We start from the raw sequence: 12,829 nt of genomic DNA on the forward strand, positions 1-12,829 counted from the left end.
CATGGTGACAGACAGCCAGGGGTGGTCCTGACCAGGACGGGGGCGATTCGGACAACTCACAGTAAGTCTGCACTTACTGGACGGCCATCGGGTGCGATGCGAAGATTCGGCCAACTTGCCAGTTCACCGGTTGGAAGGAGCCTCTGCGATGCAGGGCGACCCCGAGGTCCTTGAGTTCCTGAACGAGCAGCTGACCGCAGAATTGACTGCCATCAATCAGTACTTCCTGCATGCGAAGATGCAGGACAACTTCGGCTGGACGAAACTCGCGAAGTACACCCGCTCCGAGTCGTTCGACGAGATGAAGCACGCCGAGATCCTCACGGACCGGATCCTCTTCCTCGACGGACTGCCCAACTACCAGCGGCTGTTCCATGTGCGGGTGGGCCAGACGGTCACCGAGATGTTCCAGGCGGACCGCCAGGTCGAGGTGGAGGCGATCGACCGTCTCAAGCGCGGGATCGAGCTGATGCGCGGCAAGGGCGACATCACGTCCGCGAACATCTTCGAGTCGATCCTGGCGGACGAGGAGCACCACATCGACTACCTCGACACCCAGCTGGAACTGGTCGAGAAGCTCGGTGAGCCGCTGTACATCGCCCAGCTGATCGAGCAGCCGGACAGCTGAGGGCCGCGCCGCGGACGGAAACCCCCGTGCGGAACTCCTGGGCGGAAACTCCGGGGCGGGAACCCCCGGACCGGATCAGGCCGCGTCGGGAAGCGCAATTCCCGGCGCCGCGCCGGGGGCGATGCCCGGTTCGGTTCCGGGGCCGGATCCGGCGCCCGTGACGGTGTCGTCGGCGGCGCCGGGCATCCGCTTCCGGTCGAGCAGTTCGCGGCGCGGGCAGGCGCCGCGGCCGAGCATCGCCTGGATGGCCCGGACACAGCCGCCGCAGTCCGTGCCCGCCTTGCAGGCGGAGGCTATCTGCCGGGGCGTACAGGCCCCGGCGTCCGCATGTTCCTTGACCTGCTTCTCCGTGATGCCGAAGCATGAGCAGACGTACACGCGGTTCACCTCCCGGCGGGATCGGGTCGTTCGCTGCCACCCCGTTTATCGGTGAGGCTAACCTAACCTTACCCGGCACCCAGGGGCGTTAAAAGCCTCCGGACGCCCTGTGGGGCACGGATCACATCGATCCGTGCCCCACAGTCGTACGTCCGCTGCCTGCGGTGATGCCTACTGGTCCCGGTACATCTCGGCGACCAGGAACGCCAGGTCGAGGGACTGGCTGCGGTTGAGCCGCGGGTCGCAGGCCGTCTCGTAACGCTGGTGCAGATCGTCCACGAAGATCTCGTGTCCGCCGCCCACACACTCGGTGACGTCGTCACCGGTGAGCTCGACGTGGATGCCGCCCGGGTGCGTGCCGAGGCCCTTGTGCACCTCGAAGAAGCCCTTGACCTCGTCCAGGACGTCGTCGAAGCGGCGCGTCTTGTGGCCGGAGGCGGCCTCGAAGGTGTTGCCGTGCATCGGGTCGGTCACCCACGCCACGGTGGCGCCGGAGGCGGTGACCTTCTCGACCAGGGCCGGGAGCTTGTCACGGACCTTGTCGGCGCCCATCCGGACGATGAAGGTCAGCCGGCCGGGCTCGCGCTCGGGGTCGAGGCGGTCGACGTAGCCGAGCGCCTCGTCGACCGTGGTGGTCGGGCCGAGCTTGATGCCGATGGGGTTGCGGATCTTCGAGGCGAACTCGATGTGCGCACCGTCCATCTGGCGGGTGCGCTCACCGATCCAGACCATGTGGCCGGAGGTGTCGTACAGCTCGCCGGTGCGCGAATCGGTGCGGGTCAGCGCCGACTCGTAGTCCAGCAGCAGGCCCTCGTGCGAGGAGTAGAACTCGACCGCCTTGAACTCGGCCGGGTCCGTGCCGCACGCCTTCATGAAGTTCAGCGCGTTGTCGATCTCGCGGGCGAGCGCCTCGTAGCGCTGACCGGACGGGGACGACTTCACGAAGTCCTGGTTCCAGGCGTGCACCTGGCGCAGGTCGGCGTAACCGCCGGTGGTGAAGGCGCGGACCAGGTTCAGCGTGGAAGCGGATGCGTGGTACATCTGCTTCAGCCGCTCGGGGTCCGGGACGCGCTCCTTCTCGGTGAAGGCGAAGCCGTTGACGGAGTCGCCGCGGTAGGTCGGCAGGGTGACGCCGTCACGGGTCTCGGTCGGCTTGGAGCGCGGCTTGGAGTACTGCCCGGCGATCCGGCCCACCTTGACCACGGGCACGGAGGCCGCGTACGTGAGGACGGCGCTCATCTGGAGCAGCGTCTTCAGCTTGGCCCGGATGTGGTCGGCCGACACGGCGTCGAAGGCCTCGGCGCAGTCACCGCCCTGCAGCAGGAACGCCTCGCCCTTGGCGACGGCTCCCATGCGGGCGCGCAGCTGGTCGCACTCGCCCGCGAACACGAGGGGCGGATACGACGTGAGGTCCGCGAGTACATCGCGCAGAGCCTCGGCATCGGGGTACTCGGGCTGCTGCGCCGCGGGAAGGTCTCGCCAGGTGTGGCCACCGGCGACGGAGGTATTGGCGTTCACGGTCACATCCCCAACATTACGGGGTTCGGCGGTGGGTCCATCCACAGGCTCAACAGATGAGACACGCGCTCGGACGAGACCGGCGTCCGCTAGGGTTCGGAACATGTTCGCGCAGACAAACCAGAACTGGTGGTGGACCGCTCATCCGGCGGCCCACTGACAATCGCGCGCGACAGACCACGCGAAGGCCGCCCGAGGGGCGGCCTTCTCCGCGTTTTCGGGAGCCGTTCCTCCATCCGGAAGGAACAACCCATGGACCACCGCACCGATGCCGTCGTCGACCGGCTCCTGAGTGACGGCTGCCCGCCGTTCGCGCTGCTGCGCAGGCGCACCCCCGGCCATGACCAGGACACCGTCGAGGTGCTGATCGGCCGGGTGCGGGAAGCGGACCGGCTCGCCGGCCTTCCGGTCGGTGAACTTCCCTCGCTCGCCCTGGTGCCGTTCCGGCAGATCGCCGAGCGCGGCTTCGATGTGCGCGACGACGGGACTCCGCTGTCCGTACTGGTCGCCGAGGAGACGTACGAGCTGCCGCTCGCCGAGGTGCTGGACCGGCTGCCGGTGCGGGAGGTGCGGGTCGAGGGCGGCGCCTTCGACGTGCCGGACGAGGAGTACGCCGGGATCGTCCGGCGGGTCGTCGAGGACGAGATCGGGCAGGGCGAGGGCGCGAACTTCGTCGTCCGGCGGACCTTCGAGGGCGGGATCCCGGGCTTCGGGCGGGCCGACGCGCTGGCGCTCTTCCGGCGGCTGCTGGCCGGTGAGCGGGGCGCGTACTGGACCTTCGTCGTGCACACCGGGGACAGGACGCTGGTCGGTGCCAGCCCGGAGGTCCATGTGCGGATGTCCGGCGGGACGGTCGTGATGAACCCGATCAGCGGGACGTACCGCTACCCCGCCGAGGGTCCGACCGCGGAGGGCCTGCTGGCCTTCCTCGCCGACCGCAAGGAGACCGAGGAGCTCTCCATGGTGGTCGACGAGGAGCTCAAGATGATGTGCACCGTCGGCGACATGGGCGGGGTGGTGGTCGGGCCGCGGCTCAAGGAGATGGCCCATCTCGCCCATACGGAGTACGAGCTGCGCGGGCGTTCCTCGCTGGATGTGCGGGAGGTGCTGAAGGAGACCATGTTCGCGGCCACGGTCACCGGCTCCCCGGTGCAGAACGCCTGCCGGGTCATCGAGCGGTACGAGCCCGGCGGGCGCGGCTACTACGCGGGGGCCCTGGCGCTGCTGCGGCAGGAGCCGGGCGGGGCGCAGACCCTGGATTCGCCGATCCTGATCCGTACCGCCGACATCTCGGCCGACGGCCGGCTGCGGGTGCCGGTCGGGGCGACCCTGGTACGTCACTCCGATCCGGACGGCGAGGTCGCCGAGACCCATGCGAAGGCGGCCGGGGTGCTCGCCGCGCTCGGGGTGCGGCCCGGCCGGCCGGTGGACGAGGCGGCCCGGCCGCAACTGGCGGGCGACCCGAGGGTGCGGGCGGCGCTGGACGCCCGGCGGGACGGGCTCGCGCCGTTCTGGCTGCGGATGCAGGAGCGTACCCACGAGCTGTCCGGCCGGGCGCTGGTGATCGACGGGGAGGACACCTTCACCGCGATGCTGGCGCATCTGCTGCGCTCCTCGGGTCTCGATGTGTCGGTGCACCGCTACGACGAGCCGGGGCTGCGCGAGCTGGTGCGGGCGCACACCGGTCCGGTCGTGCTGGGTCCCGGGCCGGGGAATCCGGGCGACACCGCCGATCCGAAGATGCGGCTGATGCGCGGGCTGGCCGCCGAGCTGGTCCGGGATCACCGGCACGGTCTGCTGGGGGTCTGCCTCGGCCATGAACTGATCGCGGCGGAGCTGGGGCTGGACATCGTCCGCAAGACCGTGCCGTACCAGGGCGCGCAGACCCGGATCGAGCTGTTCGGGCGGCCGGAGACGGTCGGTTTCTACAACAGCTTCACCGCGCGCTGCGACGGTCCGGTGGTCGACGAGCTCGCGGCGCACGGCGTCGAGGTGAGCCTGGACGGGGCGACCGGCGAGCTGCACGCGCTGCGCGGGCCGGGCTTCGCCTCGGTGCAGTTCCACCCGGAGTCGGTGCTGACGCTGCGCGGTGCGGCGATCGTGGCGGAGCTGCTGGCGGGGCTGCCGGTGGCCGGCTGAAGGGGCGGCGGACGGGGTCCCGGAGACGGTCCGGGCCCCCTGAGACCATCGGGTGGCCTCCGGTCCGCCCGGCCGGAGGCGCCCGACGGCCGCTCAGGCCGCCGGGAGTGCCGGGACCAGGACGTTGTCGCTGCGGCGGCCGGCCAGGTAGTCGGCGACGTTGCGCACCGTGGCGTCGATGATCTGGCCCACCGCGTCCTCGGTGTAGTAGGCCTGGTGCGAGGTGACGACGACGTTCGGGAAGGTGACGAGCCGGGCCAGGGTGTCGTCGTCGACGCCCTCCAGCGACTTGTCCAGGAAGAACAGCCCGGCCTCCGCCTCGTACACGTCGAGTCCCACGCCCAGGAAGCGGCCCGCACGCAACTCGGTGACCAGCGCCGTGGTGTCGATGAGTCCGCCGCGGCTGGAGTTGACCAGGATCGCGTCGTCCTTCATCCGGGCCAGGGCTTCCGCGCCGATGATGTGGTGGGTCGCGGGGAGCAGCGGTACGTGCAGGCTGATCAGGTCGGACTCGGCGAGCAGCTGTTCCTTCTCCACGTACTTCATGCCGAGTGCGGCGCAGGCGGGGTTCTCCGCTACGTCCCAGCCGAGCAGTTCCATCCCGAAGCCGTGGGCGATTCGGGTGAAGGCCTCGCCGATCTTGCCGGTGCCGATCACGCCTGCCGTGCGGCCGCGCATGTCCCGGCCGAGGAGTCCGTCGAGCCGGAAGTCGAAGTCGCGGGTGCGGCTCGCGGCCCGGATGATCCGGCGGTTGACGGCCATCGCGAGGGTCCAGGCGAATTCGGCGACGGAGTACGGCGAGTAGTAGGAGACCCGGGCGACCCGCAGGGCGAGGCGTTCGGCGACGTCCAGGTCGATGTTGTTGAAGCCGGTGGAGCGCTGGGCGATCATCTGGGTGCCCCCGGCCGCGAGGGTCTGCAGGACGCTGCCGCCCAGGTCGGCGTTGACGCTGGTGGAGATGATCTCGTATCCCGCCGCGATGGGGGCGGTGTCCTTGTTCAGGAAGACGTCCAGGCAGCGGACCTCGTGCTGTCCGGCGAAGGCCTTCTCGATCAGCGGCTTCTCGTCGGACTGCACACCGAAGGCCAGGATTTCCACGACTTCTCCCGTTCGTCGCGCGGATCGGCGGACCAGCGAGCGGACCGGCGGATCAGCGGGCAAGGGCCGGTCATCGCGAATATACGGCCCATGCCCCTGCCGCGCCGCCCGGCCGGGGCCGCCGGCTCAGGCGTCGTCGAGACCGCGCTCGATCGCGTACCGCACCAGCTCCACCCGGTTGTGCAGCTGGAGCTTGCCCAGGGTGTTCTGCACGTGGTTCTGCACGGTGCGGTGCGAGATGACCAGCCGCTCGGCGATCTGCTTGTACGAGAGGCCCTTGGCCACCAGCCGCAGCACCTCGGTCTCGCGCTCGGTGAGCTGCGGGGCCTTGGGCTCGTCGGACGCGGCGGGTGCGGGATCGGAGGCGAGCCTGCGGTACTCGCCGAGGACCAGTCCGGCCAGGCCCGGTGTGAAGACGGGGTCGCCGACGGCGGTGGAGCGCACGGCCTCGGTGAGCTCCTGCGTACTGGCCGACTTGAGCAGATAGCCGGTGGCGCCGGACTTGACCGCTTCCAGGACGTCGGCGTGCTCACCGCTGGCGGAGAGCACCAGCACCCGCAGCCCGGGGTGGGAGCCGACGAGCTCCTTGCAGACCTGGACGCCGGGCATGCCGGGCAGATTCAGGTCGAGCACCAGGACGTCGGGGGTGACTGCCTTGGCCCTGCGGACGGCCTGCGGTCCGTCGCCCGCGGTCGCCACCACGTCGAAGCCCGATTCGGAAAGGTCGCGGGCGACGGCGTCGCGCCACATCGGATGGTCGTCGACCACCATGACCCTGATGGCCCGCTCCTGCGCGACCCCGGTGTTCTCCGTGCTCATCTCGCTGATCCTGCCTTCCCCCGTGGAACCTTCGGAACCTTCAACTCGACCTCGGTGCCCTGGCCGGGCACCGAGATCAGCTCGGCCGTGCCACCCAGGTCACGCAGCCGCCCCCGGATCGACAGGGCCACCCCCATCCGCCCTTCCCCCTCGGCCTGGGCGAGCCGCCCGTCCGGGATTCCGGGGCCGTCGTCCCGGACCGTCACGATCACCTCGTCCGGCCAGTCCTCGACGAGGATCCAGGCCTGGGCATTCTCCCCCGCGTGGACCCTCACATTGTCCAGGGCGGCACTGACAGCGGCCGCCAGCTCCGTCGCGGCCGCGGCGGCCAGCAGTACCGGAGCGCCCGGCTCCGCGAAGCTGACCCGGGATCCGGCGTGCGGGGCGAGCAGGGCGCGCAGATCGCGGTCGGCCGGTTCGGCCGGTTCGTCGTCGACCTCGACGCTGCGGACCACCGCGCCCTCGGCGGCGTCCTCGGAGACCCGGGTGGTGGGCACAAGACCGCTGGAGACCAGGGTGCGCAGGGCGACCTCCTGTTCCCCGGCCATCCGGCCCAGTTCGGCCGCCTCCCCGCCGAGCGCGGTGCCCCGGCGCTGCACCATCGCCAGAACCTGGAGCACGCTGTCGTGGATGTCCCGGGCCAGCCGTTCCCGCTCACGGGTGGCGGCCTCGATCTCCAGGGCGCGGGCCAGGGTGCGCTCACTGGCCCTGGCCACCTCGATGACGTACCCGATGGCGATGGAGGCGACCCAGACCAGCAGCACGTTGTGGAAGGTGTCCCGGCTGGGATGGCCGCGCTCGACGATGTTGACGACGGCGACGAAGCTCGACGCGAAGGCCGCCCAGCGCCAGCCGCCCTTGATCGCGAAGGCCAGCACGGAGCCCGCGGTCCAGATGGACGGCAGCGTCGGGCCGTCCATCTGCTGGGCCTCGAAGTCGGCGAGCGGGGTGAGGAGTATGCCGGTGAGCGCGATGGTCAGATCGGCGCCGAGGAAGCGTTTGGTGCAGGCGGTGGCGTTCGAAACCTTCGGGAGGGTGGCGAGCGTCCAGACCACCAGCACCGCCAGGAAGGCGACGGCCACCCACGGCCGGTCGTACTTCTCCCGGCCGAAGACGGCGAGCAGTACCGCGTACAGCATCGTCAGGATGCGATACGCGGTCAGCGCACTCCACAGCGGCTGCTCGACCGACATCCGTACGACCCGCTCGCGCCTGGCCACTTCCCCCACCCCCTGGACGGAACGGACGCGTTCACGCGCCGTGCCGTTCCTTCACCCCTGTGTCGCGGACCCGGTGTCCTTGTGCTTCTCCGCCTCGGCGTGACGCTTGGCCTCGTCCGCGATCTGCCGCTTGGCCGCCGTCGCGTAGATGTCGACGTACTCCTGGCCGGAGAGCTTCATGATCTCGTACATCACCTCGTCGGTGACCGAGCGCAGGATGAAGCGGTCCCCATCCATGCCGTGGTAGCGGCTGAAGTCGAGCGGCTTGCCGATCCTGATCCCCGGGCGCATCAGCTTGGGCATCACCTGGCCGGGCGGCTGGATCTTCTCCGTGTCGATCATCGCGACGGGGATGACGGGCGCCCCGGTGGCCAGCGCCACCCTGGCCAGCCCGCCGGGCTTGCCCCGGTAGAGACGGCCGTCGGGCGAGCGGGTGCCCTCCGGGTAGATGCCGAAGAGGCCGCCGCTCTCGATGACCTCGATGCCCGCCTTGATGGCCGACTCACCGGCGCCGCGGGCGCCCGAGCGGTCCACCGGGAGCTGGCCGACGCCCTTGAAGAAGGCGGCGGTCAGCTTGCCCTTCACGCCAGGTGCGGTGAAGTACTCGGACTTGGCGATGAAGGTGACCTTGCGGTCCAGGACGGCCGGCAGAAAGAAGGAGTCGGAGAACGACAGGTGATTGCTCGCGAGGATCGCCGGTCCCTGCGCGGGGATGTTCTCCAGGCCCTCCACCCATGGCCGGAAGGCGAGCTTCAGTGAGCCGCCGATGGAGAACTTCATTGCGCCGTAGATCAACTCGGGTGCCTCCTGTGTGCTGTCCGACAGACCTTAACCCGTGGGGCGCCCGCGCTCCCGCCCGGCACGGAGCCGCTGCGGCGGCCGGAGCCGGTGACGGCCCCGGTCGGTGTCGGCGACGGCCCCGGTCGGTGTCGGCGACGGCCCTGGTCGGTGTCGGTCCGGTCGCGTACGGTGAAGTAATCCTCTGCACTCCCCCCTTTCGCTCCCCTGCGAGCCCCACGAACAGGAGACTCCGGTGCCGGTCCTTCCTGGAGCCGAGCCGTTCCGCCACGAGGGCGGAGAGGTCGGCGTCCTCCTCTGTCACGGATTTACCGGTTCCCCGCAGTCGCTGCGCCCCTGGGCCGACCATCTGGCGGAGCGCGGGCTCACCGTCTCGCTGCCCCTGCTGCCGGGGCACGGCACCCGCTGGGAGGACATGCAGCTCACCGGCTGGCAGGACTGGTACGCGGAGGTGGACCGGGAGCTGCGCGCCCTGCTGGAGCGGTGCAGCCAGGTCTTCGTCTTCGGGCTGTCCATGGGCGGCGCCCTGACGCTGCGGCTGGCGGCGAAGCACGGGGACGCGATCAGTGGCCTGGTGCTGGTCAACCCGGCGAACAAGGTGCACGGCCTGTCGGCGTACGCGCTGCCGGTCGCCCGCCATCTGGTGCGGACGACGAAGGGGCTGGCGAGCGACATCGCCCTGGCGGGCTCCGCCGAGGTGGGGTACGACCGGGTGCCGCTGCACGCGGCGCATTCGCTGCGGAAGTTCTTCCGTCTGGTCGACGCCGAGCTGCCCCAGGTCACCCAGCCGCTGGTGCTGCTGCACAGCCCGCAGGACCATGTGGTGCCGCCGGCCGATTCGGCCCGCATCCTCAGCCGGGTGTCGTCGACGGACGTCGAGGAGATCCTGCTGGAACAGAGCTACCACGTCGCGACGTTGGACCATGATGCGGAGCGGATCTTCGACGAGAGCTACCGGTTCATCGGCCGCCTCGCCCCGAGCGTCGGAAAGAAGGGGAGCACGTCAGGTGGCTGAGCACGACGCGGAGCGCGCGGGCAGCGAGGAGGAGCGCGAGCCTCTTCCTGCGGAGGGAGCGGCCGTGCCCGACGACGGCACGGGCCCGCAGGACGGCGCCGCACAGCAGGCGGCACCGGGCGCCGACGGCGCCCGGCCGGAGCCGTCGGTCGACGAGGACGCCGCGTGGCAGGCGATCGTCGCCGGGTACGGCGAGGAGCCGCCGGACCCGCCGGGCGCCAAGCCGTTCAGGTCGATCGAGGATCTCGCGCTGCCGGAGGACGACGGGTCCGACGTCCTGGATCCGGACAAGGGGCTCGGGAAGAAGTCCGTGAAGCCGCCGGAGAAGCCGCTCGGCAGCTCGGTCGTCTTCGCGCCCGGAGTCATCGGTCCGCGTGACTACGAGGTCCCGGAGCCGAAGGACGGCGACCTCGACGACAGCGACGAGGGGCACTTCGTCCCCCCGGAGCCGCCGCCGCTGCCAGAGGCCGACGTCACGGCGAAGTTCGCCTGGCTCGCGGTCGTCGGCGGTCCGGTGCTGATGCTGATCGCGGTGCTGCTGCGGTGGGACATGACCTGGTGGCTGACGACGGTCTGCGTCGGCGGTTTCCTGGGCGGTTTCGTCACGCTGGTGGCGCGGATGAACGATGACGACGAGGACGGCGACGACCCCGGGCGCGGGGCGGTGGTCTGAGACCGGGGCGGAGTAACGGCCTCACCCGCGATTGTCAGCGGGGGAAGGAGCGGCGCCCGGGGCCTTCGAATCCAAGGCGGAGGAGGGAGTGATGGCGGAGCCATCGCGACTGACGACAACGCCGGAGGCGGAGGTCCCGGGCGCCGCGACGCCGCTGACAATCGCGGGTGAGGCCGTGAAGGTGTCAGGGCAGCAGCGCGGGCACCCGTAGCGCCGCCAGCACCGGCAGGTGGTCGGTGGCCGCCCGCAGGTCCGCCTCAGTGACCCCGGGCAGCCCGGCGGGGACACCGCAGCCGAGCACCTCGATCCCCTCCGTCGCGAAGATCGCGTCGATGCGCCGTCGCGGGTGGTCCGGCGAGTAGGTGTGCTCCTCGCCCCACGGCCGGACCGTCCAGCAGTCCTGGAGCCGCCCGGCCAGCCGCCGGAACGCGCTCCCGGTCGGTACATCGTTGAGGTCGCCGGCCGCGATCGCGTGCTCGACGCCCATGCCGTCCAGCCGCTCCAGCAGCATCTCGGTCTGGGCCAGGCGTTCGTCCCGTTGCAGGCTCAGATGGAAGCTCAGCAGGCCGATCCGGGTGCCCGCGATCCGTACCACCGAGGTGGCGAAGCCCCTGCGGTGCAGCCCGGGGGTGAGCGGCAGCAGCACGTCCTGCGTCCGCTCCACGGTGGCCCGCAGCGAGCAGAGCAGCAGCGGCCCGGCCGCCGTGGCACCGCCGCCGAGCACGACCAGGTCGGTACGGGCGGCGAGCCAGGCCGCGCGCTTGCGCCAGCGGAAGAACCGCGGTGCTTCCTGGAGGAGGACGAGGTCGGGGTCGCAGGCGGTGATGACGCGGGCCAGCGCCTCGCGGTCGTCGCGCATCGACCGGATGTTGTAGCTGAGCACTCTGATGACGGCCGAACCATCCGGCTCGGTACGGGAGTCGGGCAGTGGCGTCAGGACCATGTGCCTCACGATACGACGGACGCCCGCCGCTGCCACAAGGGCGCGACGGGCGTCCGGGTTCGGTACGGTCCGGCCGGCTCAGCCCTGGCGTGCCAGGTCGGCCGCGCCCACCAGGCCCGCCTTGCCGCCCAGTTGGGCCGCGAGGACCTGGGCGTGCGGGCGCCATTCGCCGCCGATCAGCCAGCGCCGGAACGACTTGCGGATCGGGTCGAGCACCAGCTCGCCCTCGTCCGACACGCCGCCGCCGACGATGAACGCGGACGGGTCGAAGAGCGAGGCGAGGTCGGCCAGTCCGGCGCCGGCCCAGCGGGCCAGCTCGCGGAACGAGTCGACCGACACCGGGTCGCCCTGCCGGGCGGCCTGGCTGATGTGCTTGCCCTCGATGCCGTCCACCGTGCCGTCGCCGAGCGACAGCAGGATCGTGGCGTTCTCCGGGGTGGCGTTGGCGCGCTGCTTGGCGTACCGGACGAGTGCGCGTCCGGACGCGTACTGCTCCCAGCAGCCCTGGCTGCCGCAGCCGCAGAGCAGACCGTCCGGGACGACCCGGATGTGGCCGAACTCGGCGGCCACGCCGAAGCGTCCGCGGCGCAGCTTGTTGCCGATGATGATGCCGCCGCCGAGGCCGGTGCCGAGCGTGATGCAGATGACGTCGTCGTGGCCCTGGCCGGCACCGAAGCGGTACTCGCCCCAGGCGGCGGCGTTGGCGTCGTTCTCGACGACGACGGGAAGGCCGACGCGCTGTTCGACCTTGTCCTTCAGCGGCTCGTGCCGCCAGTTGATGTTCGGCGCGAAGAGCACGGTGGCGCGCTTGTCGTCGACGTATCCGGCGGCGCCGATGCCGACGGCCTCGATCTGATGGCCCTCGCTCGCACCGGACACGGCCGAGGCGATCGCGTCGACGATGCCTTCGGCTGTCGGCGGGGTCGGCACCTTGTGCGTCGAGAGGATCCGGCCCTCTTCGTCGACCACTCCAGCCGCGATCTTCGTGCCGCCGATATCGACGCCGATGGTGAGTCCCATGAATCCCTCAGTTCCGGTCGAGCCCCGCTGAGGCCAACCGTACCCGAGCCGGGGGCCCGGCCCATCGGTGCCGGTCAGTCCAGGTCGATGTGTTCGCCCGCGGCGGGGCCCTCGTCACGGGGATCGGAGGGGTCGTCGGCCTTCTTCTCGGTGCCGGCGGGGTCGCCGGCGTCCTGGGTCCAGCGGCGTTCCTGGCCCTCGACGGCGGAGCGGTAGGCGGCGAGGAGTTCGCCGCCGGCCGCGGCGATGTGCTCGAAGACGTCCGGGTTGCGCTCGATGACGGGCTCGACCGCGGACTTCGCCTGCTTGATGATCTGCTGCACGGTGCCCTGGGCCGCCGCGCCGAACAGCGGCGACTGGAGGGACGAGAACTTGTCGGCCACGGCGTCGACCAGCTTGCGCAGTTCCTCGGCGGCGGAGCCGGGCGGCGGGCCGTACTGGGCCCGGCGGCGGGCCTTCTCCGCTTCGAGGTCCTCGGCGCAGGCCTTCGCCCACGCGTCGTCGTCGACGGGACGATCGGTGGCATCGCTCATGGCGGACTCCTGCGACGTGGTGTGCCGGCGGCCCGGCATACGGGGCA

14 protein-coding genes are annotated in these 12,829 nt (G+C 70.9%); 5 read left to right on the top strand and 9 right to left on the bottom strand.

What is annotated here, in order from left to right; all coding sequences use genetic code 11:
• Positions 1 to 148: 148 nt before the first annotated feature.
• The gene (bfr, locus tag ABZ622_RS06205; RefSeq protein WP_124718145.1) at positions 149 to 628 is read left to right on the top strand and encodes a bacterioferritin; all 480 of its coding nucleotides are present in this window, start codon (positions 149 to 151) and stop codon (positions 626 to 628) included.
• A 75-nt stretch (positions 629 to 703) separates the two neighbouring features.
• Here the strand turns inward: bfr and ABZ622_RS06210 are convergent, their stop codons facing one another.
• Entirely contained in the window at positions 704 to 1,006 is a 303-nt protein-coding gene (locus ABZ622_RS06210) for a (2Fe-2S)-binding protein (RefSeq protein ID WP_360540879.1), read from the bottom strand.
• A gap of 171 nt (positions 1,007 to 1,177) precedes the next feature.
• Positions 1,178 to 2,524 (bottom strand): class II 3-deoxy-7-phosphoheptulonate synthase, encoded by a 1,347-nt coding sequence (locus ABZ622_RS06215; protein ID WP_266916405.1) that lies wholly within the window; start codon positions 2,522 to 2,524, stop codon positions 1,178 to 1,180.
• A gap of 103 nt (positions 2,525 to 2,627) precedes the next feature.
• Between ABZ622_RS06215 and ABZ622_RS06220 the strand changes: the two genes are divergently transcribed.
• Entirely contained in the window at positions 2,628 to 2,684 is a 57-nt protein-coding gene (locus tag ABZ622_RS06220; RefSeq protein WP_107408160.1) for a trp operon leader peptide, read from the top strand.
• Between the two features lie 92 nt (positions 2,685 to 2,776).
• Positions 2,777 to 4,663 carry an anthranilate synthase family protein gene (locus ABZ622_RS06225; RefSeq protein WP_360540881.1) on the top strand — a complete coding sequence of 629 codons (1,887 nt, stop codon included), beginning with the start codon at positions 2,777 to 2,779 and terminating at the stop codon, positions 4,661 to 4,663.
• A gap of 93 nt (positions 4,664 to 4,756) precedes the next feature.
• Here the strand turns inward: ABZ622_RS06225 and ABZ622_RS06230 are convergent, their stop codons facing one another.
• The 4 genes from ABZ622_RS06230 to ABZ622_RS06245 form a co-directional block, all read right to left on the bottom strand.
• Positions 4,757 to 5,761, bottom strand: a complete 1,005-nt coding sequence (locus ABZ622_RS06230) for a 2-hydroxyacid dehydrogenase (protein WP_360540883.1) — start codon at positions 5,759 to 5,761, stop codon at positions 4,757 to 4,759.
• 126 nt (positions 5,762 to 5,887) lie between these two features.
• Positions 5,888 to 6,580 (bottom strand): response regulator transcription factor, encoded by a 693-nt coding sequence (locus ABZ622_RS06235; protein WP_360540885.1) that lies wholly within the window; start codon positions 6,578 to 6,580, stop codon positions 5,888 to 5,890.
• A complete protein-coding gene (locus ABZ622_RS06240; protein WP_360540887.1) occupies positions 6,577 to 7,800 on the bottom strand; it encodes a DUF5931 domain-containing protein in 1,224 nt (407 codons plus the stop codon). Before ABZ622_RS06240 ends, ABZ622_RS06235 begins: the two co-directional genes overlap by 4 nt.
• A 51-nt stretch (positions 7,801 to 7,851) precedes the next feature.
• The gene (locus tag ABZ622_RS06245) at positions 7,852 to 8,595 is read right to left on the bottom strand and encodes a lysophospholipid acyltransferase family protein (RefSeq protein ID WP_266916396.1); all 744 of its coding nucleotides are present in this window, start codon (positions 8,593 to 8,595) and stop codon (positions 7,852 to 7,854) included.
• A gap of 238 nt (positions 8,596 to 8,833) precedes the next feature.
• Between ABZ622_RS06245 and ABZ622_RS06250 the strand changes: the two genes are divergently transcribed.
• Together ABZ622_RS06250 and ABZ622_RS06255 are read left to right on the top strand one after the other, a co-directional pair.
• Positions 8,834 to 9,613: an alpha/beta fold hydrolase gene (locus tag ABZ622_RS06250; protein WP_360540889.1), complete on the top strand. Its 780-nt coding sequence runs from the start codon at positions 8,834 to 8,836 to the stop codon at positions 9,611 to 9,613.
• Positions 9,606 to 10,286, top strand: coding sequence for a hypothetical protein (locus tag ABZ622_RS06255; RefSeq protein ID WP_360540891.1), 681 nt, complete (start codon positions 9,606 to 9,608; stop codon positions 10,284 to 10,286). Before ABZ622_RS06250 ends, ABZ622_RS06255 begins: the two co-directional genes overlap by 8 nt.
• Before the next feature lie 184 nt (positions 10,287 to 10,470).
• On the opposite strand, the gene ABZ622_RS06260 is transcribed toward ABZ622_RS06255, so the two are convergent.
• The 3 genes from ABZ622_RS06260 to ABZ622_RS06270 form a co-directional block, all read right to left on the bottom strand.
• On the bottom strand, positions 10,471 to 11,229 hold the full coding sequence (locus tag ABZ622_RS06260) for an endonuclease/exonuclease/phosphatase family protein (protein ID WP_360540893.1): 759 nt from the start codon (positions 11,227 to 11,229) through the stop codon (positions 10,471 to 10,473).
• A 78-nt stretch (positions 11,230 to 11,307) separates the two neighbouring features.
• The gene (locus ABZ622_RS06265) at positions 11,308 to 12,249 is read right to left on the bottom strand and encodes an ROK family glucokinase (RefSeq protein WP_124718135.1); all 942 of its coding nucleotides are present in this window, start codon (positions 12,247 to 12,249) and stop codon (positions 11,308 to 11,310) included.
• Between the two features lie 74 nt (positions 12,250 to 12,323).
• Positions 12,324 to 12,782: a DUF5304 domain-containing protein gene (locus tag ABZ622_RS06270; protein WP_360540895.1), complete on the bottom strand. Its 459-nt coding sequence runs from the start codon at positions 12,780 to 12,782 to the stop codon at positions 12,324 to 12,326.
• Positions 12,783 to 12,829 lie beyond the last annotated feature (47 nt).

Source organism: Streptomyces sp. NPDC007164 (genome assembly GCF_040634135.1).
Taxonomy (GTDB): Bacteria; Actinomycetota; Actinomycetes; order Streptomycetales; family Streptomycetaceae; genus Streptomyces; species Streptomyces sanglieri.

What these genes read in the sequence shown, in the direction of transcription:
- bfr (WP_124718145.1), top strand. Translation starts at nt 149, where the DNA reads ATGCAGGGCGACCCCGAGGTCCTTGAGTTCCTGAACGAGCAGCTGACC.
- ABZ622_RS06225 (WP_360540881.1), top strand. Translation starts at nt 2,777, where the DNA reads ATGGACCACCGCACCGATGCCGTCGTCGACCGGCTCCTGAGTGACGGC.
- ABZ622_RS06235 (WP_360540885.1), bottom strand. Translation starts at nt 6,580, where the DNA reads ATGAGCACGGAGAACACCGGGGTCGCGCAGGAGCGGGCCATCAGGGTC.
- ABZ622_RS06260 (WP_360540893.1), bottom strand. Translation starts at nt 11,229, where the DNA reads ATGGTCCTGACGCCACTGCCCGACTCCCGTACCGAGCCGGATGGTTCG.
- ABZ622_RS06265 (WP_124718135.1), bottom strand. Translation starts at nt 12,249, where the DNA reads ATGGGACTCACCATCGGCGTCGATATCGGCGGCACGAAGATCGCGGCT.
- ABZ622_RS06270 (WP_360540895.1), bottom strand. Translation starts at nt 12,782, where the DNA reads ATGAGCGATGCCACCGATCGTCCCGTCGACGACGACGCGTGGGCGAAG.